Origin of the sequence: Sphingobacterium sp. G1-14 (genome assembly GCF_002196555.1) — a bacterium.
GTDB classification, from domain to species: Bacteria; Bacteroidota; Bacteroidia; order Sphingobacteriales; family Sphingobacteriaceae; genus Sphingobacterium; species Sphingobacterium siyangense.
In genome coordinates, this window is record NZ_CP021381.1 from 1,937,771 (window position 1) to 1,959,897 (window position 22,127).

18 protein-coding genes and 2 pseudogenes are annotated in these 22,127 nt (G+C 39.3%); 14 read left to right on the plus strand and 6 right to left on the minus strand.

Going from position 1 to position 22,127, the window contains the following annotated elements:
• Window positions 1–36: 36 nt before the first annotated feature.
• The 8 genes from CBM24_RS08070 (at window position 37) to CBM24_RS08100 (ending at window position 12,674) form a co-directional block, all read left to right on the plus strand.
• Window positions 37–1,506: a RagB/SusD family nutrient uptake outer membrane protein gene (locus CBM24_RS08070; RefSeq protein ID WP_232475722.1), complete on the plus strand. Its 1,470-nt coding sequence runs from the start codon at window positions 37–39 to the stop codon at window positions 1,504–1,506.
• 39 nt (window positions 1,507–1,545) lie between these two features.
• Window positions 1,546–3,009, plus strand: a complete 1,464-nt coding sequence (locus CBM24_RS08075) for a SusF/SusE family outer membrane protein (RefSeq protein ID WP_088160822.1) — start codon at window positions 1,546–1,548, stop codon at window positions 3,007–3,009.
• 80 nt (window positions 3,010–3,089) lie between these two features.
• Window positions 3,090–4,841: a glycoside hydrolase family 66 protein gene (locus CBM24_RS08080; RefSeq protein ID WP_088160823.1), complete on the plus strand. Its 1,752-nt coding sequence runs from the start codon at window positions 3,090–3,092 to the stop codon at window positions 4,839–4,841.
• Window positions 4,842–4,850: 9 nt separating this feature from the next.
• On the plus strand, window positions 4,851–7,355 hold the full coding sequence (locus tag CBM24_RS08085; protein WP_198386060.1) for a glycoside hydrolase family 31 protein: 2,505 nt from the start codon (window positions 4,851–4,853) through the stop codon (window positions 7,353–7,355).
• A gap of 12 nt (window positions 7,356–7,367) precedes the next feature.
• Window positions 7,368–9,527, plus strand: coding sequence for a glycoside hydrolase family 97 protein (locus CBM24_RS08090; protein ID WP_088160825.1), 2,160 nt, complete (start codon window positions 7,368–7,370; stop codon window positions 9,525–9,527).
• 282 nt (window positions 9,528–9,809) lie between these two features.
• Window positions 9,810–10,745 carry a cation diffusion facilitator family transporter gene (locus CBM24_RS08095; RefSeq protein WP_198386061.1) on the plus strand — a complete coding sequence of 312 codons (936 nt, stop codon included), beginning with the start codon at window positions 9,810–9,812 and terminating at the stop codon, window positions 10,743–10,745.
• 162 nt (window positions 10,746–10,907) lie between these two features.
• Entirely contained in the window at window positions 10,908–11,231 is a 324-nt protein-coding gene (locus tag CBM24_RS28040) for a DUF6660 family protein (RefSeq protein WP_353681976.1), read from the plus strand.
• 741 nt (window positions 11,232–11,972) lie between these two features.
• Complete coding sequence (locus CBM24_RS08100) at window positions 11,973–12,674, plus strand: phosphatase PAP2 family protein (protein ID WP_088160827.1); 702 nt, start codon at window positions 11,973–11,975, stop codon at window positions 12,672–12,674.
• Window positions 12,675–12,761: 87 nt separating this feature from the next.
• Here CBM24_RS08100 and CBM24_RS08105 read toward each other — a convergent pair whose 3' ends face one another.
• From CBM24_RS08105 to CBM24_RS08110, 3 genes and pseudogenes are all read right to left on the minus strand, one after another.
• Window positions 12,762–13,565 (minus strand): IS3 family transposase, encoded by an 804-nt coding sequence (locus CBM24_RS08105; protein WP_198386062.1) that lies wholly within the window; start codon window positions 13,563–13,565, stop codon window positions 12,762–12,764.
• A gap of 20 nt (window positions 13,566–13,585) precedes the next feature.
• On the minus strand, window positions 13,586–13,852 hold the full coding sequence (locus CBM24_RS27500) for a transposase (RefSeq protein WP_185218669.1): 267 nt from the start codon (window positions 13,850–13,852) through the stop codon (window positions 13,586–13,588).
• Between the two features lie 474 nt (window positions 13,853–14,326).
• Window positions 14,327–14,974, minus strand: a pseudogene (locus CBM24_RS08110) (IS256 family transposase); the annotation flags it as partial.
• A 63-nt stretch (window positions 14,975–15,037) separates the two neighbouring features.
• Here CBM24_RS08110 and CBM24_RS28045 point away from each other — a divergent pair.
• Window positions 15,038–15,304: a transposase gene (locus tag CBM24_RS28045; RefSeq protein ID WP_185218669.1), complete on the plus strand. Its 267-nt coding sequence runs from the start codon at window positions 15,038–15,040 to the stop codon at window positions 15,302–15,304.
• Entirely contained in the window at window positions 15,301–16,128 is an 828-nt protein-coding gene (locus tag CBM24_RS08115) for an IS3 family transposase (protein WP_410528386.1), read from the plus strand. The genes CBM24_RS28045 and CBM24_RS08115 overlap by 4 nt, the downstream gene beginning before the upstream one ends.
• Window positions 16,129–16,169: 41 nt before the next feature.
• Here CBM24_RS08115 and CBM24_RS08120 read toward each other — a convergent pair whose 3' ends face one another.
• Both CBM24_RS08120 and CBM24_RS08125 read right to left on the minus strand, forming a co-directional pair.
• Window positions 16,170–16,769, minus strand: coding sequence for a transposase (locus tag CBM24_RS08120; RefSeq protein WP_232475724.1), 600 nt, complete (start codon window positions 16,767–16,769; stop codon window positions 16,170–16,172).
• 53 nt (window positions 16,770–16,822) lie between these two features.
• Window positions 16,823–17,530 (minus strand): annotated as a pseudogene (locus CBM24_RS08125) (NAD(P)/FAD-dependent oxidoreductase); the annotation flags it as partial.
• Window positions 17,531–18,288: 758 nt separating this feature from the next.
• Between CBM24_RS08125 and CBM24_RS08135 the strand changes: the two are divergent.
• The 4 genes from CBM24_RS08135 (at window position 18,289) to CBM24_RS08150 (ending at window position 21,816) form a co-directional block, all read left to right on the plus strand.
• Complete coding sequence (locus CBM24_RS08135) at window positions 18,289–18,900, plus strand: TIR domain-containing protein (protein ID WP_088160829.1); 612 nt, start codon at window positions 18,289–18,291, stop codon at window positions 18,898–18,900.
• A 23-nt stretch (window positions 18,901–18,923) separates the two neighbouring features.
• Window positions 18,924–19,472, plus strand: a complete 549-nt coding sequence (locus tag CBM24_RS08140; protein ID WP_088160830.1) for a toll/interleukin-1 receptor domain-containing protein — start codon at window positions 18,924–18,926, stop codon at window positions 19,470–19,472.
• Window positions 19,469–20,929 carry an SIR2 family protein gene (locus tag CBM24_RS08145; protein ID WP_198386063.1) on the plus strand — a complete coding sequence of 487 codons (1,461 nt, stop codon included), beginning with the start codon at window positions 19,469–19,471 and terminating at the stop codon, window positions 20,927–20,929. The genes CBM24_RS08140 and CBM24_RS08145 overlap by 4 nt, the downstream gene beginning before the upstream one ends.
• Before the next feature lie 206 nt (window positions 20,930–21,135).
• Window positions 21,136–21,816 (plus strand): hypothetical protein, encoded by a 681-nt coding sequence (locus tag CBM24_RS08150; RefSeq protein ID WP_088160832.1) that lies wholly within the window; start codon window positions 21,136–21,138, stop codon window positions 21,814–21,816.
• An 8-nt stretch (window positions 21,817–21,824) separates the two neighbouring features.
• On the opposite strand, the gene CBM24_RS08155 is transcribed toward CBM24_RS08150, so the two are convergent.
• On the minus strand, window positions 21,825–22,061 hold the full coding sequence (locus CBM24_RS08155) for a hypothetical protein (protein ID WP_088160833.1): 237 nt from the start codon (window positions 22,059–22,061) through the stop codon (window positions 21,825–21,827).
• Window positions 22,062–22,127 lie beyond the last annotated feature (66 nt).

Sequence of the window (22,127 nt, forward strand, 5' to 3'; positions counted from 1 at the left end):
CTAATTAGACTCATGATGATGAAAAAAATATTTTATATGGCCCTTGCGGCGATGCCCCTTTGGTTGGGCTCATGTTCAAAATTTTTGGATAAAGAACCTCTTGAGGATCCCAGTGCCGAATCCGTCAAGGATGCTTCCGCTGCTGTTGCAATGATCAATGCGGCTTATCAGCCACTCCAACGACCCAAGTTATACAATATGCGTATATGGTCATTAGACATTATGGCAGGGAATAGTGCCGTGGGTGCAGGTGGTGGCGATGATGGAATAGAAACGATCCAATTGTCCAATTTTTCCACTGGCCCAGACAATTTTTCGGCGGTTGATCTTTGGCGAGGACCCAATCCCGGTATTTTATATTGTAATACCGTCTTGGAAAATGTCCCTTCGATGGATATAGATCCCCAATTGAAAAACAGATTGATTGGCGAAGCCAAATTCCTCCGTGCGAACTATTATTTTATTTTGGTTCAGCTGTTTGGCGATGTGCCGCTTTCATTGGTACCCGCGAAACCTGGAGATGATCTCAAACCGGCTCGCGTGAGCAAAGAACGCATCTATAATGAAGTCATTGTACCAGACCTTAAGGAAGCCATTACACTGTTACCTCGTCGTGAGGAATATGCCGATCAGGATAAGGGACGCGTCAGTAAAGGAGCTGCGGCAGGCCTTTTGGCAAAAGTTTACCTCACACTAAAACAATATCAGTTGTGCATTGATCAATGCAATCAGGTCGAGTCGCTGGGGTATGTGCTTAATGCAGACTATAGTGATTGTTTTGGGGGGGAGCCTCGTCATAAAAATACAGCCGAATCGCTCTTTGAAGTACAATATTATGGACTTACCAAGGCCGGATTTTGGGACGATGAAAATCAGGCAAACTGGCTGAGCACCTATATGGGACCACGCAATTCGGGCTGGGTGGGCGGCGGCTACGGTTGGAATCAGCCAACAGCTGAGTTTGTCTCCCAATACGAAACTGGAGACTTGCGCAAAGATAAAACTGTTTTGTATGAAGGAGGACCACTTTTCGACGGTAAGGCCTACAAATCCAATATGTCGTCCACAGGATATAACGTGCGCAAATTTTTGGTTCCATTGTCCATTTCACCCGATTACAATACCAATGCGGCCAATATCGTTGTGTTACGTTATGCAGACGTGCTATTGATGAAAGCCGAGGCACTCAATGAACTCGGCAATACGGCTCAAGCGGTGGATCCCCTGTATATGGTGCGACAACGAGCAGGTTTGACCGACAAAAAGTCAATTACAGGGCTTTCCCAAGCTGATATGCGTGAAAAAATCCGTCACGAAAGAAGAATAGAACTTGCTTTTGAAGGACAACGCTGGTTTGATATGATTCGCTGGGACAACGGGCAGTATGCGCTTAACTTTCTGCACAGCATCGGCAAGCTCAATGCCACCGCAAAACATTTGTTGTTACCCATTCCTCAAGTTGAGATTGACGCCAATCCAAATTTGAAGCAGAATCCCGGTTATTAAATCCATTTTGGTAATTAACCAACTAACAAATTTAAAAAGATGAAAAGACTATATTATATTATCAATTTGATCTTGATCTCGTCCTTGTTCTGTCAGTCCTGTAAAGACGATTTTGGCAATGTCATCTATCCCGATGGTCCCTTAGAACTCAGTGTCTCAACATCAGATATTGTATTGAATGTTGCCGCCCCGGAGCAGGAAGCTGTAGTATTCGACTGGACTTCGGGTTCTAATTTTGGAACGAATGCAGCCATCAAGTATACCCTTGAAATCGGTGAAAAAGGTAAGGATTTTAAGCCTTCCATTAACAGTACTTTTGAGAAAGGATTGCGGTCACAAAGATATGTTACCAAAGATTTTAATCAATTGTTGATTGAAAAGCTTGGCATCACAGCAGGAAGCGGAGCACAGCTGGAAGCGCGTGTCATAGCAGAGACCCAAGACGGACAAAGCGCAACACAGTTGTCTCAAATAATTAGTTTAAAGATCAAAACCTACAAGCCGGTTACCGAAACACTCTATATCCTTGGTAGCGCAACAAGCAACGGCTGGGATGCGAACAAAGCCAGCAGGATGAATCCGATACAGGGTACGCCAGGAGCCTTTATATGGCAAGGTGTACTGAGCCGGGGCGAGTTTAAGTTTATCAGCACCTTGGGCAATTTTACACCTTCATACAACAAAGGAACAAATAATGAAAAGCTCTATTATCGTGAGTCGGAGTCAGATCCCTACGATGTTCCATTTACCGTTGCCAAATCTGGACTATACCAAGTCAAAGTCAATCTGATCGATCGATCTATTGTCATTACTGAAATTGAGGGAGCTATGTATGATGCACTGTGGTTTGTGGGTGGCTTTACCGGTTGGTCCTTTCAGCCTATGGTGAAAGACCCGAATGACCCTTTTATTTTTACCTATCATGCCGTATTGAATTCTAATAATAGCACCGACGAGTTTAAGATTGCAACGAAGCCAGATTTTGATCCAAGCGTTGTCTTTTTGCGCCCAGAGACAGATCAACAAGGCGTTGGAACAGACCTACCTGTCGTCAAGTGGTCCGAAAGTGAAAATAAGAATGATTATAAATGGCGGATTAATAAAGGAATCTATAAGATCAGACTGGATCTACGGGCCAATAAAATTACCATTGCTCCTTTTACATCGTTTCCGGCTATTTATCTTGTGGGCGATGCGACACCCAATGGTTGGGATATTGCCACAGCAACCCCAATGGTTAAGGGTGATACACCCCACAGGTTTACCTGGTCTGGAACACTTAAAGCCGGTGAATTAAAGTTTAGTTGCGATAAACAGGCCGATTGGAATGGCGCATGGTTTTTGGCTTCACAAAATGGCAGGACACCCTCAGGGCAGACCGAGCAGATGATCTTTAGCAAGTCTGGCTCTAATCCAGATAATAAGTGGAAAGTGACCACTGCGGGTACATACAGTATCATACTGGATCAGCTACAGGAAACAGTCACAATTATCAAACAATAAATCAATCTTAAGCTTTTTCCTCCATCAACAAAATGGAGGAAATTAATAAGCTTCTGTGTGCATGATATAATTATTTACAGATGAAACGAATATTCAGACTTGTGGTTGCCGGCGGAATCCTTCTAAGCGCGAGCTGCAACAACTATTACGATATTGAAAAAGACCCGATCACCTATGGGCAGACCTATTTTAAGCCTGTCATCAATACAGATAAAGCTGTTTATAAACCTGGGGAAAAGATCACATTTACAGCTGCCATCTCCGACAATAATTTGAGTGTCGCCTATACCTATCTGGGCGAATTGATCAAAGAGGAGCCGCTTTCGCAGCTGAGCTGGACCTGGACACCACCTACAACAGACTTTCGGGGCTACATGGTCTATCTTTTTAAAACTGATGATACAACTAAAAAGCCGCTCTACAGCATAGCCGTTGATGTATCTTCTGACTGGCGCAAGTTTCCACGGTATGGATTTGTATCCAATTACGATCGCCTTGATCAGCAGGTAATACAACGCAATGTCGAAACGCTCAACCGTTTCCATATTAATGGAATCCAGTTTTATGACTGGCAGATGGATCAGCATAAACCTTTGGCCGGTTCAGTATCCAATCCGGCTGATTCCTGGCTGGATCTCATCGGCCGGACTAATTACAAATCTACCGTGGATGGCTATATTCAGGCCGCTCATGATAAAGGGATGAAAGCGATGTTCTACAACTTGTTGTATGGCGCTTTGTCCAATGCGGCAAGTGATGGGGTATCCGAACAATGGTACCTTTTTAAGGATAATCAACATCAGGAGAAAGATAGGCATTCGTTGAATGCACCCTTTCGCAGCAATATCTATTTGGTCGATCCCGGCAACTCCGACTGGCAGACCTACATTAACAAAAGACATCAAGATGTATTTGCGGTCTATAATTTTGACGGCTATCATATTGATCAGTTGGGAGACCGCGGAAAACTATATGACTATACTGGCAAAGAAGTGAAACTAGAGCAGCGCTACGCCCCATTCATAGCAGCGTCAAAGAAGGCTTTTCCGGGCAAGTATCACGTGATGAATGCAGTTAATCAATACGGTCAGGAGTCTGGGATAGCACCATCTGCTGTTGATTTTTTATATACCGAAGTTTGGGATCCTAACAAATCATACGATGAATTGGTGAAAATTATTCAAGACAATGACCGTTTTAGCAATTACAATAAGAATACCGTATTAGCAGCTTATATGAACTATGCTAAGTCCAATCAGGCAGGCTTTGTCAATGAGCCAGGCGTGTTGCTGACCAATGCGGTCATCTTTGCCAATGGAGGGGCTCACCTTGAAATGGGAGAACATTATTTGACCAATGAATATTTTGCAAATAACAACCTGCAGCTTAAAGGAACAACAAAGGAAAAGCTGATCCAATATTATGACTTTATGGTCGCTTACCAAAACGTATTGCGAGATGGTGGTACAGCCGCGGTCTTTAGTGTCACCGGTACAAACGCTTTGACTATCAGTAATGGTAAAGCAAGATCAGGCAGTATTACAAGCTATGGGCGATATTTTGCTAACCGCGATGTAATCCATTTGATCAATTTTAAGGATGCCAATACTATGGAATGGCGTGATACCAATGGGACCCAACAGGAACCCTCCAGTATCGATGGCCTACAGATCAAGCTCGACGTGACACGTACTGTCAAGCGTGTATGGCTGGCATCGCCCGATATGCAAGGGGGCGTCGCTATTCCGCTTACTAAAGCGCAGACAGGAAATAAATTGACCATAGATCTGCCGGGGCTCAAGTATTGGGACATGGTTGTGATCGAATATTAAAAACCTATTATGCATAAACTAAAATCTTTTTATTTGATGCTGTTTTGCCTGATCTCCATCGTTCATGGAGCAGCAGGGCAGATGATGAAAGCGACACAATGCCAAGATTATCAGATCGAGGGGCGAAAGGTGACTTTCAATTGCAGCGACGGCGCTAAGTTGGAGCTTTATTTTTGCAGCAGTTCTGTTGTTCGGATATGGTATGATGTCAGCGGCACATTGCAAAGGAAGAATTCTTCCTTTGCAGTAGTTCATGAACAGCTTGAAGACATCGGTGAAATCAAGGTGAATAACGAACCGGCAACCTTCGAAATCTTCACCGGAAAGCTGCGTGTCCGTCTCAACAAGAATCCCATGCAATTGCTGATTTACGATAAGTGGCAAAAGTTGGTTTTCAGTGATTATAAAAGTCTTGGGCACAGCACGAGCGGTACCAAGACGGTGGCACATAAAGTACTGCGTCCCGATGAACAATTCTTTGGCCTAGGCGAAAAGACTGGGCCGCTCAATCGAAGAGGCCGGTCTTACAAGATGTGGAATAGCGACAAACCCTGTTATAGCAGTCAAGAAGATCCATTGTATAAGAGTATTCCTTTTTTCATGAGCAGCTACCATTATGGTATTTTTTTGGACAATACCTATAAAACAGCTTTTGACTTTGGAACCAGCAGTACAGAATCCTATTCCTTTGGAGCACCAGATGGTCCCTTCATCTACTATTTTATCTATGGAAAGGATTATAAAGAGATCCAACAGCAATATATCGCATTGACTGGGAAACCGATCATGCCACCGAGGTGGGCGTTTGGTTTTGCACAGAGCCGTGGACTTTATACACGGGAAGACCAAGCTTTGGAGATCGCTTCCGAATTTCGAAAGCGGGAAATTCCCTGTGATATCATCTATCAGGATATAGGCTGGACACAGGAACTGCAAGATTTCAACTGGCGTAAAGGAAATTATAAAGATCCTAAAGGAATGCTCAAAAAGCTGAATGAAAAAGGCTTTAAGATGATTCTCTCACAAGATCCAGTGGTGTCGCAATCAAATAAGAGTCAGTGGCAGGAGGCCCATCAAAAAGGATATTTTGTCAAGGACCGTCGTACGGGTACATCTTATGATATGCCTTGGCCATGGGGTGGTAATTGTGGTGTCGTTGATTTTACAAATCCATCTGTGGCCGACTGGTGGGGGCAGCTCCAGCAGAAGCCCCTAGCCGATGGTGTGAGTGGTTTCTGGACAGATATGGGGGAGCCTGCCTGGAGCAATGAAGAGGATGTTGATAGACTTCATATGCAACACCAGTTAGGCATGCATGCCGAGATCCACAACGTATACGGTCTTACCTGGGATAAGGTGGTGAAAGAGCAGTTTGACAAGCGTAATCCCAACAAGCGGATCTTTCAGATGACACGCGCAGCATATGCTGGACTTCAGCGCTATACCTTTGGTTGGTCTGGCGATAGTGGCAGTGGAACCGAAGTGACTGAAGGCTGGAGTCAATTGGCCAATCAGGTTGCGGTCGGATTATCGGCGGGGCTTGGCGGTATTCCATTCTGGACGACAGATATTTCAGGTTACTGTGGAGACATTACAGACTACCCTGCTATGGCGGAGCTGTATACACGTTGGATGCAATTTGGTATTTTTAATCCATTGAGCCGTGCCCATCACGAAGGCAACAATGCGGTCGAACCCTGGTTATTTGGTGAGGTCGCCGAAAAAAATGCCAAGACAGCCATTGAACTCAAATATCAACTGTTTCCATATCTCTATTCCCATGCGTACAAAGCGCATCAGACAGGTCTACCTATATTAAGGGGCTTGTTTATGGAATTTCCACAAGACGACCAAGTTATCGGGATCAATGATCAGTTTATGTTTGGACAGGAAATCCTCGTGGCCCCTGTACTGAAAAAAGGCGAACGGATCAAAAAACTCTATCTGCCCGATGGCGAATGGATTGATTTTAACGACAAAAAGACGGTATATCTGGGTGGGCAGCAGATTGCCTACCGAGCACCTCTGAATCGAATTCCGATGTTTGTCAAAAAAGGTGCTATCGTACCCATGATGCCGATCATGCAATATATCGGTCAGGATCCAATACATCCGCTTTATATCCATATCTTCCCCAATTATGAAGGAGAGTCCGCTACATTTGAACTTTATGAAGACGATGGTGAGACACAGGATTATCTCAAAGGTATTGGTGCTACGACACGCTTTACCTGCACAACCCTGGCAGAAAGAGATTTTGAAACAGCGATTCAGCCCCAGGATAAAGGCTACATACCTGCCAAAGGAAGACAGCTCTACTTAAGCTATCATCTTGAAAGCAAGCCCAATGTCGTCACCATTGATGGTAAGACCATACCCTATGCTGTGGCGGACAATAATCAAACGTCAACGATAAAGAAAAATGAGTCCAGTTGGACATGGGATGCCCAACAGGGGAGCTGTATCGTTAAGTTGACGGATAATCGAAATGCGAAAAATATAAAAATCCACTAATTATCATAAAAAATGAAGAAAACGACGCTCTTGATGAGTTTATTTTTAATCACTTTGGGACTGCAAGCCCAAGAGCTGCTTTCGCCTTCGGGAAAATTGAAACTTCAGTTTTCACTGGATGCATCAGGTGCACCGACGTATACCTTGAGTTATAAAGGCAAAGCTGTAATCAAACCCAGTAAGTTAGGATTGGAATTGACCGGCAATACCAAGAAAGTTGAATTTTCAGGGGCAGGAGAAGGCAATGGAGAACCGTTGTCCAGTTCACTGTATGACGAGTTTGAACAGACGGCACAAGAAAGCAAACATGTTGATGAGCGCTGGAATCCTGTTTGGGGCGAAGAAAGTGAGATTCGAAACCATTACAACGAACTAACCATTAGCTTGCAACAGAAAACGTCCAAAAGAAAACTTGTGGTCCGTTTCAGATTATTTGACCAAGGTTTGGGATTTCGCTACGAATTTCCCGAGCAAAAGGAGATGACTTATCTCGTTGTAAAAGAGGAAAAAACGCAATTTGCAATGAATGGCGATCATACAGCTTTTTGGATTCCAGGAGATTACGATACCCAGGAGTATGATTACACCAAGTCTCGTCTGTCTGAGATCAGAGGATTGATGGCCAAAGCGATTACGCCCAATGCCTCGCAGACCCCATTTTCGCCTACAGGTGTACAGACGGCTTTGATGATGAAAAGTGACGACGGGCTATATATCAATATCCACGAAGCGGCTTTAATTAATTATGCCTGTATGCATCTTAATCTGGATGACAAAAATTTTGTGTTTCAATCTTGGCTGACACCCGATGCCAATGGGACCAAGGGCAATTTGCAGACGCCTGCTCGGAGCCCCTGGCGCACAATTATGGTGAGTGATGATGCCAGAGATATTTTGGCTTCCCGGATGACGCTCAACCTCAATGAGCCCACTAAAATTAAAGATCCTTCGTGGATAAAGCCTACTAAATATGTAGGTGTATGGTGGGAGATGATTACCGGAAAGAGCGAGTGGTCCTATACCTATGATCTTCCTAGTGTACATCTAGGTGAAACGGACTATAGCAAAGTGAAGCCTCATGGCAAACATGGTGCTAAGACGGCGAATGTAAAACGTTACATTGATTTCGCAGCAAAACACGGGTTTGATGGCGTATTAGTCGAGGGCTGGAATATTGGCTGGGAAGATTGGTTTGGCAATGCCAAAGATCATGTGTTTGATTTTGTTACGCCCTATCCCGATTTTGATCTGGCAGGCATCCGGGATTATGCCAAGCAAAAGGGCGTTAAGATGATTATGCATCACGAGACCTCGGGAGCAGTCCGCAATTATGAGCGTTATTTGGATAGCGCTTATAGATTTATGAAAGACAATGGTTATGAGGCTGTCAAAAGTGGCTATGTAGGCAATATTATTCCCCGAGGCGAATATCACTATAGTCAGTGGATCAATAACCATTATCAATATGCCTTGGAGAAAGCTGCTAAATATAAGATCATGGTCAATGCGCATGAAGCCGTACGTCCGACAGGTTTATCACGTACCTGGCCCAATCTGATCGGTAATGAGTCTGCACGTGGCACAGAGTATCAGGCATTCGGGGGTAACCATGCAAACCATGTTACCATTTTACCTTTTACGCGGCTTATCGGTGGACCGATGGACTATACACCGGGCATCTTTGAGATGGACATCCAAAAGATCAATCCTAAGAATACATCCCATGTCAATTCTACTTTAGCCAACCAGCTGGCATTGTATGTGACCATGTACAGTCCATTGCAGATGGCAGCCGACCTCCCTGAGAATTATGAGCGTTTTATCGATGCTTTTCAGTTTATCAAAGATGTTGCCGTCGATTGGGACAGTAGCCTATATCTCGAAGCAGAACCGGGAGAATACCTAACGATAGCCCGTAAATCAAAAGGTAAAAATGAATGGTTTGTCGGGAATGTCAGCGGGGAGAAAGGACATGAATCTATCTTGGATTTTGGTTTTTTAACAACGGGCAAAAAATATGAAGCTACGATCTACGCTGATGCTCCAGATGCTCATTACAAAACCAATCCCCAGGCTTATGTGATAAAAAAGCTTAAAATAAATAATAAAAGTAAATTAAAACAAAGGTCTGCACCTGGCGGTGGCTTTGCTATTCGGATCGTGGAACTATAATTAATTTTCATTCATATAGCATATTATCTTGACTCGTTTGTCTATATTTTAAAATTTGTATAAAAATTGACCACGAAAAAGATATTAGTTATATTTAAGGAACATACTATCGCTAAAATTATTTGTAGCACATTTTTATAAAAAATACTGAAATTTGAATTATTTGATTTTAACAATTGTCACTTATGTACATATAAATAGAAAGAATTTGTTAGTGGTAATTAGCAGTTGAATATTAAGTTCTGTATCAATTAATTTCCAAAGTGTTCTTAATGCCGTTGCTTGTCAGTTAAATTGTACTATTTTATTATTGGTAAATATTTTATGGAGCAAACTTATAAAGAGCCTTCTGCATCCAGTAGGCATAAAAGGAATCTACTAATCGTTTTAGGATTAAGTGGAACCTATTTAATTGCAGAGGTCGTAGGAGGTATATTGACAAAAAGTCTAGCCTTGTTGGCAGATGCAGCACACATGTTTACGGATGTAGCTGGACTTTTTTTGTCATTTATTGCTATTAAGATTGGCGAAAGAAAAGCCAATTCTAAAAAGACTTTTGGATATTTTAGAACAGAGATATTGGCTGCAGTTATAAATGCTGTCGTACTGCTTGCTATCTCAATTTATGTTCTTTTCGAATCTTGGCAGCGATTTATGGATCCTCCCAAGGTACAGAGTGGCAGCATGATGTTAGTCGCGGGAATTGGCCTTATAGTAAATATAATAGGAATCATAATCATACGAAAAGATTCATCTGAAAGTTTGAATATGAAAGGTGCTTATTTTGAGGTTTTATCTGACGGGTTAACATCAATAGGGGTGATGATTGCGGGTATTATCATGCTGATTACAGATTGGTATTATGCCGATCCTCTCATTTCCGCTGCTATTGGCTTACTTATTTTCCCTAGGACTTGGAAACTTTTGAAAGAAGCTATAAATGTCTTGTTGGAGAGCACCCCAAAGGATGTCGATATAGAAAAACTGAGAAATACACTTGAACAAGTGGATGGCGTAATAGAAATACATGATCTCCATGTCTGGTCTCTCACATCAGGCGTCAACGCTATGAGTTCTCATGTTTTGGTGCACAGTAAAATGGATACAGATATTATCCTTGCTGCTTTAAATGATAGGGCTACAAAGGATTTTAAACTGTCGCATACAACTTTTCAAATTGAATCAAAGAGGCAGCAAGACATTAACGTACATGACTAATTTATTAAAAAGCTATTTTTATAAGGCTTTGCAAACAAAAATGAAATAAGAGATTATATAAGGTCTCAATAAAAAATAGTGTTGCTAATACTTAAGCATAGTAAGTATAATTTTATTCAAAATTAATAAGAAAGGAGTTTTTTTATTACTTTTGTTTTAAATATGAGATGGAAAGCAGCTATATTGTTATTTTATATCTTAGCACTCTTTACAGTGCCTTGTGGGGATATTAATAATAGTTGTGAAGCTCTTTCCAAATACGCGAATGAAACTAGCCATAGACATGACAAGGACAAGGACGATTATTGTACACCCTTTTGCCAGTGCACATGCTGTAGTATCTCAGTTGTTTCCTTCAGTTTTAATGTTCCTGAATTGCACGTTCCAATACAGTTATTCTTAAAGAAAAAAATGAGAATGTGGGATTGTAGCTTTTTCTCCCAGTATTCAGGTACTATCTGGCAGCCGCCAAAATTTTTCTCCTAAATTCATTTGAAATTTAAGTGAGTTAGGGTATAATGTATATTTATATATTACTTTTGATTTCTTACTGCGTGATGCCAAAAGATTAATCAATGTCATCAAGCAATATTTGATTCTTCCTACCTTATACTACTTTCTTTTATTCCTTACCTTTTTTGTTCACGAGATATGGGCAAGCTTGATTTTTAAATGTTAACTAGCGATATACATTGTGTTTGGCATAATCATAAAATTCAATATTAAGAACAAGGTCATTACTGGTTTTGGCATCCTGCTATTTATTTTCTGAAGCATGCTATTTTCCTGAAAGTAATATAGTAATTGGCGGTCGTCTGATAACGAATATCCTTAGCAATGTCTTCTACACGAAATCATCGATTTATTATTATTAAATAACAGAATGCTTTAACATCTGAAAATTGGAATGAAAAAAAAGCAGAAGTATTATCGAAGACAATCTCCTACTAAAAAAAGGAAAAGAAATGTTGTAAAAAGTGTTCCTAATCACTATAAGAGAAGAAAAAGATCTCCACTCATGGTGTTTTTTATAATTGTAATTCTAATAGCATTGATTATAGCTTTTATTGTTCAAATAAAACATACCTATTTACACTATAGAGGGATAAGACATTAAAATTTTCATAAACGCAGTGTAAAGTTATTCTTAGACAAGATTACTGGTGTATTTGGATAAGAATAAGTATTTAAAATTTTTAAGCCTAATATTTTAAGATTAATCAAACAATGAAAGAAAAAACCGTTTTAAATGTAAATAGAGTAAAACTCACTTATCTTTATTTGCCACTTATTCTACTGTTAATAATAACCATTTATATTTATTTAAATGATGCTTTTTCTATTAATTCGTATATAGAAATTCAGAAGGAAGCTTTTTTTTACCTAAATTTTGAATTAGCAAAATTTCCACTAATTCAATACAATCTGACACAACTAGGAGATGCTTTTATTTTTCTCTCCTTACTCACACCTTTATTAGTTTATATACCTAAATTATGGGAAGCACTTATATCAGCTAGTATTATTTCTGGTTTAATATGCTCCCCTTTGAAATGGTTATTTAAAGTTCCAAGACCAGCATCAGCGTTTCATGAAAATAGTTTTGTGATTATAGGTAAAGCATATTATGGAAGCAATAGTCTTCCTTCTGGGCATTCGATTACAATTTTTACTGTCCTGACTGTTGTTCTTTTAGTTTTAATGCCTGCAGATAAGTATTTTAAGCTTCTTTGGACGTCATTTATTGTTTGTTTAGGAATTATATTATGTCTAACGCGAGTCGCGGTAGGAGCTCATTTCTTATTAGATGTTTTATTCGGAAGTATTATAGGCTATATTTCTGGAATACTAGGGATTTTATTTATTAAAAGATATGGAATGTGGAATTGGATTGGTAAAGGAGAAAACTATCCATTATTTATTGTGTAACCCTCCCTATTTTCGGACTGGCATCCAGGCGAGTTTTCAAATTTAAAAATAGTTGTTATCAATAGGTCAATCTTTTTTAAAGTTGACCTATTGATAACATGCCGCCGGCAGGGCATCGTATTCCATTGGTGTCTTTCCTCCCAATGACTCATGTGGTCTTCTGTAGTTGTAATCCTGAATCCATTCTTCTGCAAGTATCTGTACTTGCTGTGTATCTTCAAAGAGGTAGGCATCAAGTATACTTTCCCGAAACGTGCGGTTGAAACGTTCAATGTAACCGTTTTGCATCGGCCTGCCTGGTTGAATGTACTGTATCTCTATTTCTTTGCCAGCACACCAATCTCGAAATTCCCTACTGATAAATTCAGGGCCGTTATCCGTACGGAAACGTGAAGGTTTTCCCTGCTCTTTTATGATGCGTTCCAATAGATAGGTTACTTTGTTTGCTGGCATACTGTGCGCAACCTCAATAGCGATGGCCTGTCTATTAAAATCATCAATGATATTCAGGGTCCTGAACTTGCGCTTATTGGTCAGTACATCGCTCATGAAGTCCAGAGACCATGTTCTAAGCGGCCTTTCTGGAATCGATAACGGTTGCTTTACCCGGGCTGGAAGTCGTCTCCTGACCTTTCTGCGACGGTTCATCCCCAAGAGTTGATACACCCTGCGGATTCGTTTGTAGTTCCACTTCAGTCCCTCGTGTCGGATACGTGAATAGTAAAGGTCCTGTCCTTCGGTTGGATACCGATCGGCCAGCTCTCGGAGCTTCGCTATCGTTTCGCTGTCGTCCTTCCTGTTTCTGTAATAATACATCGACTTGGGCAGGTTGACAACCTTGCAGGCCCTGCTGATGCTGATCTGGTGCATAGAAATAACATAAGCAGCCATATCCTTGCGCTGGCAGGGCCTCAGAACTTTTTTGAGAGTACGTCCTTGAGGATCTTGTGGTCCAGGGCAAGGTCCGCATACATCTGCTTGAGACGGCGGTTCTCTTCCTCCAGTTCCTTCATACGGCGCAGCTCTTGGCTGTCCATCCCGGAATACTTCTTCTTCCAAGTGTAAAAGGTGGCTTGGTGGACACCCAACTCCCTGCAGATGTCCGAAGTGCTTTTACCCGATTCATGTTGCTTGATCGCAGAAACGATCTGGCTCTCGCTGATTCTTGTCTTTTTCATTGTACTGTTCTAAGTTACGAATTTTCGCGTTTCAGACAGTCCGAATTTTCGGGAGGGTTACAATTGCTCTATTTTTTGGATCTATTGTATTTGGGATTTTTAAAATTGTAAATAGTAATTTATTTATCTTTTATTTTTCTTGTTTAAGTTTGTTTGTTTCGTCATTTATTCTTTTGATGAGATATATTAAAAGGTGACATTTTTAAAAATTGTGGAATTAACAGATGGTATATTTCTGAGGAAGTAAAATTGTTAGACTGGAGTGAACATTAAGGTAAGAGAATTTAACAACTTAACAGAGTTATGTCAAGAGAAAGAAAGGTTTACACCAATAGCAATAAAGATTCCAGATATGGGAATAGTATATTTCGTGGGAGTGTAAAATAAACTGTGTCATTGGCTGAATTACCTCCTCGCGAGAAGGTAATTCAGCCACTTTGCTTATTGCAAATCTAACACCATTCTTCCCGAAAATCAAATTGCTAATTTCTGTGCCGTAGTTCCCCAATTGGCCAGTGGCATCGTCCATTTTTTCTTAATGTTTTTATGTGCTAAATAAACCAATTTCAATAACGCCAAGTCTGAAGTGAACGCACCTTTGGTTTTAGTGACCTTACGGACCTGGCGATGGAATCCTTCGATCGTATTGGTGGTGTAGATCAATTTTCGGATGGATTTATCGTATCGGAAATAGATGGTCAGACGATCCCAGTTACGCCGCCACGAGTCGATGACCACCGGATACTTTTCACCCCATTTATCCTGAAGTTCATCCATCCGCAGTCCGGCAAGATCCAATGTATCGGCTCGGTAAACTGGTTTTAGGTCGTTCATAAATTCCTTTTGGTCCTTACTGGTCACATACTTTAAGCTATTACGGATCTGGTGCACGACACAGGTCTGTACTTCAGTGTCGGGAAAAACACTCTGTATCGCTTCAGAAAAGCCTTTTAGATTATCGATACAGGCGATTAAGATATCCTCCACACCCCGGTTCTGTAAATCGGTCAGTACGCTCAGCCAAAAGTTAGCACCCTCATTTTCCGAAACATACATCCCCAGTAAATGCTTGTGCCCTTTTCGATCAACGCCAAGGATATTGTATACTGCTCGAGAAACAAAATGTAACCCTCCCGAAAATTCGGACTGTCTGAAACGCGAAAATTCGTAACTTAGAACAGTACAATGAAAAAGACAAGAATCAGCGAGAGCCAGATCGTTTCTGCGATCAAGCAACATGAATCGGGTAAAAGCACTTCGGACATCTGCAGGGAGTTGGGTGTCCACCAAGCCACCTTTTACACTTGGAAGAAGAAGTATTCCGGGATGGACAGCCAAGAGCTGCGCCGTATGAAGGAACTGGAGGAAGAGAACCGCCGTCTCAAGCAGATGTATGCGGACCTTGCCCTGGACCACAAGATCCTCAAGGACGTACTCTCAAAAAAGTTCTGAGGCCCTGCCAGCGCAAGGATATGGCTGCTTATGTTATTTCTATGCACCAGATCAGCATCAGCAGGGCCTGCAAGGTTGTCAACCTGCCCAAGTCGATGTATTATTACAGAAACAGGAAGGACGACAGCGAAACGATAGCGAAGCTCCGAGAGCTGGCCGATCGGTATCCAACCGAAGGACAGGACCTTTACTATTCACGTATCCGACACGAGGGACTGAAGTGGAACTACAAACGAATCCGCAGGGTGTATCAACTCTTGGGGATGAACCGTCGCAGAAAGGTCAGGAGACGACTTCCAGCCCGGGTAAAGCAACCGTTATCGATTCCAGAAAGGCCGCTTAGAACATGGTCTCTGGACTTCATGAGCGATGTACTGACCAATAAGCGCAAGTTCAGGACCCTGAATATCATTGATGATTTTAATAGACAGGCCATCGCTATTGAGGTTGCGCACAGTATGCCAGCAAACAAAGTAACCTATCTATTGGAACGCATCATAAAAGAGCAGGGAAAACCTTCACGTTTCCGTACGGATAACGGCCCTGAATTTATCAGTAGGGAATTTCGAGATTGGTGTGCTGGCAAAGAAATAGAGATACAGTACATTCAACCAGGCAGGCCGATGCAAAACGGTTACATTGAACGTTTCAACCGCACGTTTCGGGAAAGTATACTTGATGCCTACCTCTTTGAAGATACACAGCAAGTACAGATACTTGCAGAAGAATGGATTCAGGATTACAACTACAGAAGACCACATGAGTCATTGGGAGGAAAGACACCAATGGAATACGATGCCCTGCCGGCGGCATGTTATCAATAGGTCAACTTTAAAAAAGATTGACCTATTGATAACAACTATTTTTAAATTTGAAAACTCGCCTGGATGCCAGTCCGAAAATAGGGAGGGTTACAAAAACGATGGTCTTCTTTAACCTTGTAATGCATGGCATCCATCCACACGATCGTATAAAGAGAATCCAGGCTTCTTGATTGCCATTCCTTGACCTCAGGAATGATCTTATCGGTAATGGAAGAAAGCGTACTGTGGCTGATGTCCGTATCGTACATTTCCTTGATGTGATTCGAAATATCACGCAAACTCATACCGAGCCCATACATACCCAAAATCTTCTTCTCAAGGCTCTCAGCTAAGATAGTCTCACGTTTCTTAACGAGCTGGGGCTCGAAGTTGGATTGACGGTCACGGGGTGTTTCAATATCGATCGTACCCTCCGAAGTTCGGATCTGCTTAATGGACTTGCCATTACGCCGATTACCACTGGAGCGCTGAGCCGCGTCCATGTGGCTCTCCATCTCTGCTTCTAACGCTGCTTCTAAAAACTTTTTCATTAATGGAGCAAAAGCTCCGTTATTGCCATAAAGTGATTCTCCGCTCCCTAACTGTTTCAGGGCTTTATCCTTCATGGACTCAAAATCAAAATCGCTTTCTTTAATATTCATAATACTATGTCAAAAATAATACTTCTATTTATTATCCTTGACACAGTCTATTTTACAGTCTCTTTTTCGTGGCTAATATTATTCTTAACAAGTACAGCATTGACTGCTCTTCCATCGCCAAGTATTTCTTGAACTTCCGTATTCAAATGTACTTCAATATTTGATGTGGCCATCACTCTAGCGAACATTGCTTTTTATGCTTTAAATTCATCTTTTCTAACCAACATGTGAACTTTATTATAAATCTTTGAAAAATAAGTAGCTTCTTCCGCGGCAGTATCTCCAGCCCCGACTATTGCAACATCTTGTCCTTTGAAAAAGAAACCGTCACATATAGCGCAGGCAGATACACCGAATCCATTATATTTTTCTTCCGATTCTAAACCTAACCATTTAGCTGTTGCGTTTGTTGCAATTATTACTGTTTGTGCAATAATTTTCTTTTATCCGTCGATTTCCAATATATGATTGCCGTCTGTTTTTGAAAAGTCAACTTTAGTTACATATCCAAATCGTATATCTGTGCCAAACCTTTCTGCTTGCATTCTGAGATCTTCCATCAGAATTGGTCCAGTTACTCCTTGAGGATATCCAGGGAAATTATCAACTTCAGTAGTTTGAGTCAGATGTCCTCCCGGAGTCATCCCAGTAAACATAACAGGAGAAAGATCTGCGCGAGCGGCATAAATTGCTGCTTTATATTCTGCTGGACCAGAGCCAATAATTACGCATTTTACGAACTCGTTTTCGATTGTTTTCATTGTAATGTTAATCTATTATCATATGTGTTGAAATCAAAATTAGAGCAAAAAAAATAAGAATCTATGTGAAATAAAACTTCCGAATAATTCGTCGAAATAGTCGATTATCAAATCTATTTTTTTTTAAAATTGATTTTCTATTCTTTGTGCTTTTCTAATCACAATTTTTGGAACTACTTTCAGAGGTTTATTATATTACTAAGATTTAAGAATCTGAATGCAATTTGGCTAATCCTTTTGGTAAGTCTTTTGAAAGATATGTTGGCGTAATTCTCAATAAAAATAGTCAAGGGAAAGAATATACTATTTCTGAAGAGATCGTATTTGAATACAAACGGAATTCACTCAAGACCTCTGATTGGATTGTCTTGTCAGATAACGAGAAAATATTCATCGAATGTAAAACAAAGAGATTAAGAATGCCTTCCAAAACATTAGAGAGATTTTCTGAAACATTGGAAGAGGATATTGATTTTATTGCCAGGCTTATATATGAATTTTATTCAACGTATACACACATTTAGTGTAAAATTTTGGTGTATTTGACTATTTAAATGTGTTAAAATTTTTCTTATCTTAGTGAAAGTATAGTAGTAGCCATAAAACTTGTTTGAATTTCAATTCCAGCGATTATTTTAGTAACCGGGGATATTTTTATTAATTATATTCGTTTAAGGTAATAGAGTTGCGGTTTTCGTATGAAAGTGTGTTGCTAAACTATGCTTAATTCTATAGGTTTTAATATTTTTTATTAGAAAATGGCAAGAGAGACTTTTATTTCCTACAAATATAGCGAGGCTAGGGGATTACGGGATAAAATTATTGATAAGTTAGGGAAGGACGCTGAATATTATAGAGGGGAAACTGCAGACTCTCCTAATTTGGTTACTACTTCGGTGGAAAACATAAAAAACAATCTAAAAGATATGATTTATGGAACATCGGTGACCATAGTTATAATATCCCCTAATATGATAAAAAGCGATTGGATAGAGTGGGAAATTGAATATTCTTTAAAAGAGATTAGCCGGGATGGGAGAGCGTCAAAAACAAATGGAATATTAGGTGTCATTATGAAAGTAAATGGTAATTATGATTGGATTGTTTCAAGGAGGAAAAATCAAGATGGTTGTATTTCAAGATATTTGGATACTAATTATCTATTTGACATAATTAAAAATAATCGTCTTAATTTAATAACTAATGATAGGTACACTTGTAAAACTTGTAAAACATTCGATCAATTGACTGGCTCATACTTTTCTATTATCGAAGAAGATGATTTTCTAACGGATCCAGCAAAATATATTGAAAATGCATATATGAAGAGTAAAAATTTATGGGACTACAAATTATGTAAAATAAGTTAAGGGGCATTTATTAAACTATTCACGTGAAAAATTTACTATCTAAAAAACTTTTATCAAGTGTTGCTAGCAGCTTAAATGAATCTGTTCAACTAAAAAATCAAGCTGAGAAAAAAAGGGAACGGAAAAAGTTTTCTTACGAGACGTCAGTATTCCTTTCACATAAGCATGATGAAAAGGACATTATTCAGCAAGCTATTGTACTTCTTAATAAACTAGGCGTGGACGTATATGTCGATTGGCTTGATTCGGGCATACCTGCCAATACGAATGAATATACGGCTACAAGAATTAAGGAAAAGATCAGAGAAAATGAAAAATTTATATTGTTAGCAACTGAACAAGCTATACGCTCGAGATGGTGCAATTGGGAACTGGGATACGGAGATGCATTTAAATATGGTGAAAATATAGCCATTATGCCTATTACAGAAAAGGAAGATAATATTTTCAGTGGATCTGAATACTTAAAAATTTATCCTATCATAACTTCTGAATATACATTCGTGCCTGGAACTTATTACGTTGAGCATAAAGGATCAAGGATACCATTACAAAAATGGCTACAAAAATGAAATTTACAGCAGAGCAAAAACTATTTATAAATCAATATATAACAGAAATTAACAACGGAGATGCTGCCATTTTTGCTGGAGCCGGGCTTTCTGCTGCTCTTGGTTTTGTTGATTGGAAAGGATTATTGAAAGATCTTGCAGAAGAGTTGAAACTGGATATAAAAAAAGAGCATGATCTTATTTCAATTGCACAATATCATACAAATAAATTCAATAGAGGTAAGATAAATGAAAAAATTAAGAATGAATTTACCTCACTTAGTAAGGGCAGTGAAAATCATTTTATTCTCTCTCGCTTAGACATTGATACTTTCTGGACAACTAATTATGACCAATTAATAGAAAAAACTTTAGAATCTTATGGGAAGACTGTTGAAAGAAAAATACGCAATGTAGATTTTGGTAGCAACATAAAGAAGAAAGATGCAATTTTATATAAGATGCATGGCGATAAAGACTCTCCGGATGAAGCGGTTTTGACAAAAGACGATTATGAAACATATAACGATAAGAAGGAGCTATTTTCTACTGCATTAAGGGGCGATTTGCTTTCTAAAACTTTCCTTTTTATTGGTTTTAGTTTTGATGATCCCAATCTTGAATATATATTAAGTAGAATAAGGATATTATTACGAGATAATACACCAACCCATTTTTGTTTTTTCAAAGAGGTCAATGAGGATGACTTCAAGGATGGGGGAAAAAAGCCAGAGGAAAATCATCAAGATTACATGTATGCCCATATCAGACAAGAATTAAAAATTGAAGACCTGCGACGTTATGGAATTAAGGCAATTCTTGTTAAATCATATTCAGAAATAACTGACATTCTTTCTGAGATAGAAAAAAGGATTAAAAGAAAGAATATTTTCATTTCCGGAGCTTCAGATGATTATACACCGTTTAGTGAGGAAAATGCTAAAAATTTTGTGCACTCTTTGAGCTATAAATTAGCGAGCAAAAAATATAAAATAGTATCAGGTTTTGGTATTGGTATTGGGAGTATTGTAATTAATGGTGCGTTGGATTATAAGTTAAATTCAAATTTTAGAAGTTTGGATGATCTATTAATTTTGAGACCTTTTCCTCAAGTTCAAACTGGAAGTTTAAGTTTAGAAGAAATGCGTACCATTAATCGAAATGAAATGATTTCAATGGCTGGAATCGCTATTTTTATTTTTGGAAACAAAAAGGAAGGAAATGATATCGTTAAAGCTGATGGAATGCTGGAAGAGTTCGATATTTGTTTAAAAAACAATATCATTCCAATCCCTGTTGGTGTCACGGGGTCAGTAGCTAAGGAATTATGGGAGACAGTCGTTAATGATCTTCCATCTTACTATCCTGACAACAATGAATTATATTCTAAGATTAGGGATTTGGGAGAAGAAAATCTTTCTATAAATTCTTTAACGGATAAAATTATCGAAACAATAGATATATTACAGAAGGTTTAGAAGGCGTTTGAGTTTTGTATACAATGAGGTGCTGTGGTCTCAAGTATTAAACAGAATGAACTGATATTAGGTAACGAGGGTATATTAAAATTTATAATTGTAGGTTATGATTGCCTACTTGATAATGATCGAAAAGAAAAAATTCTTTGATGTCTCGATCGATTTAAAAGTTTTGAAGTATCTACTAAACCTATAAATAGTGCTCAATGACAGAGGAAAATTTACAAGAAATTCTGGATGATGCAAATACAGGGGAATCAGCATCTATTCATAGAAGAGAATTGAAGAAGAATGTTGACATTGCAAAAGTGTGGTTAGAAAAAACCAAAAATGGAGTTCAGTTCGATCCACTTCCTTGTTTTTTTATCAAAAATGATGACGGTTTATACGTTGGGATAGTTTATGATATGATTTATGATCTCCATTGGTACATCTCACCTAATTTTAGAAAGAGAGGCCTTTTGACAAAGTCAATGAGGGAAATCATATTGCCATACCTGTCTCAGACTAGAGAGAAACAATCGATAAGCATCGATAGTTCACAATTGATCGATTTAAATTACGAGGCGTCTTTAAAAGTTGCTCAAAATTTAGGCTTTCAATTTGAATCCGGAAAAAGCTATGTTCTTGATTTGGAAAAATATTCTTTGGAGGAGTGGATTGAGGGAGAAAATAATGACCTTAGTCAAGAGCGGATTGAGTTTTTTAAAAATCAGCTTGAAACGATTTCGTATTCTCTCTGGAAGATTCAAACAGAGGTGGAAATGAATCTTGGCGAATCTGTTTTTACAGAAGAGGTACTCCAGTTAGTCGAAGAAATTAAAAGTAAAAGAGATATCCTTCAGGATGAATATTGGGATTTTAAGGGAATAAACTTATTGAAATAAAATTAGCTCTATGCTTCCAAAAAATTCTTCAAATTTTGCTCAAAACGAGGCGAAAAAGAGTTTGATCTATGATAGATGCTTATACGGTAGTGATTTAAGTCCGATCGATTATGGTGAAAAGTTTTGATCACTTCAACGATTGAAATGGAACAGAGGTCAAAGCTTGAATCTTTTTCGTAATCTGTATTAATCAATGCTATATACTCGTTGTAAGATATTTTAAAGTAATCTCTATCACTACTCATAAATTTTTGGTTTTTGAAAATTTATATGTCAATAGAATTTATATCTAAGATTAGTAAGTTTAAAGA

Bases quoted from the DNA above. Each gene is read 5' to 3' on its own strand.
- CBM24_RS08070 (WP_232475722.1), top strand. From the start codon at position 37: ATGGCCCTTGCGGCGATGCCCCTTTGGTTGGGCTCATGTTCAAAATTT.
- CBM24_RS08075 (WP_088160822.1), top strand. From the start codon at position 1,546: ATGAAAAGACTATATTATATTATCAATTTGATCTTGATCTCGTCCTTG.
- CBM24_RS08080 (WP_088160823.1), top strand. From the start codon at position 3,090: ATGAAACGAATATTCAGACTTGTGGTTGCCGGCGGAATCCTTCTAAGC.
- CBM24_RS08085 (WP_198386060.1), top strand. From the start codon at position 4,851: ATGCATAAACTAAAATCTTTTTATTTGATGCTGTTTTGCCTGATCTCC.
- CBM24_RS08090 (WP_088160825.1), top strand. From the start codon at position 7,368: ATGAAGAAAACGACGCTCTTGATGAGTTTATTTTTAATCACTTTGGGA.
- CBM24_RS28040 (WP_353681976.1), top strand. From the start codon at position 10,908: ATGAGATGGAAAGCAGCTATATTGTTATTTTATATCTTAGCACTCTTT.
- CBM24_RS08100 (WP_088160827.1), top strand. From the start codon at position 11,973: ATGAAAGAAAAAACCGTTTTAAATGTAAATAGAGTAAAACTCACTTAT.
- CBM24_RS08105 (WP_198386062.1), bottom strand. From the start codon at position 13,565: ATGGCTGCTTATGTTATTTCTATGCACCAGATCAGCATCAGCAGGGCC.
- CBM24_RS27500 (WP_185218669.1), bottom strand. From the start codon at position 13,852: ATGAAAAAGACAAGAATCAGCGAGAGCCAGATCGTTTCTGCGATCAAG.
- CBM24_RS28045 (WP_185218669.1), top strand. From the start codon at position 15,038: ATGAAAAAGACAAGAATCAGCGAGAGCCAGATCGTTTCTGCGATCAAG.
- CBM24_RS08120 (WP_232475724.1), bottom strand. From the start codon at position 16,769: ATGAATATTAAAGAAAGCGATTTTGATTTTGAGTCCATGAAGGATAAA.
- CBM24_RS08135 (WP_088160829.1), top strand. From the start codon at position 18,289: ATGGCAAGAGAGACTTTTATTTCCTACAAATATAGCGAGGCTAGGGGA.
- CBM24_RS08145 (WP_198386063.1), top strand. From the start codon at position 19,469: ATGAAATTTACAGCAGAGCAAAAACTATTTATAAATCAATATATAACA.
- CBM24_RS08150 (WP_088160832.1), top strand. From the start codon at position 21,136: ATGACAGAGGAAAATTTACAAGAAATTCTGGATGATGCAAATACAGGG.
- CBM24_RS08155 (WP_088160833.1), bottom strand. From the start codon at position 22,061: ATGAGTAGTGATAGAGATTACTTTAAAATATCTTACAACGAGTATATA.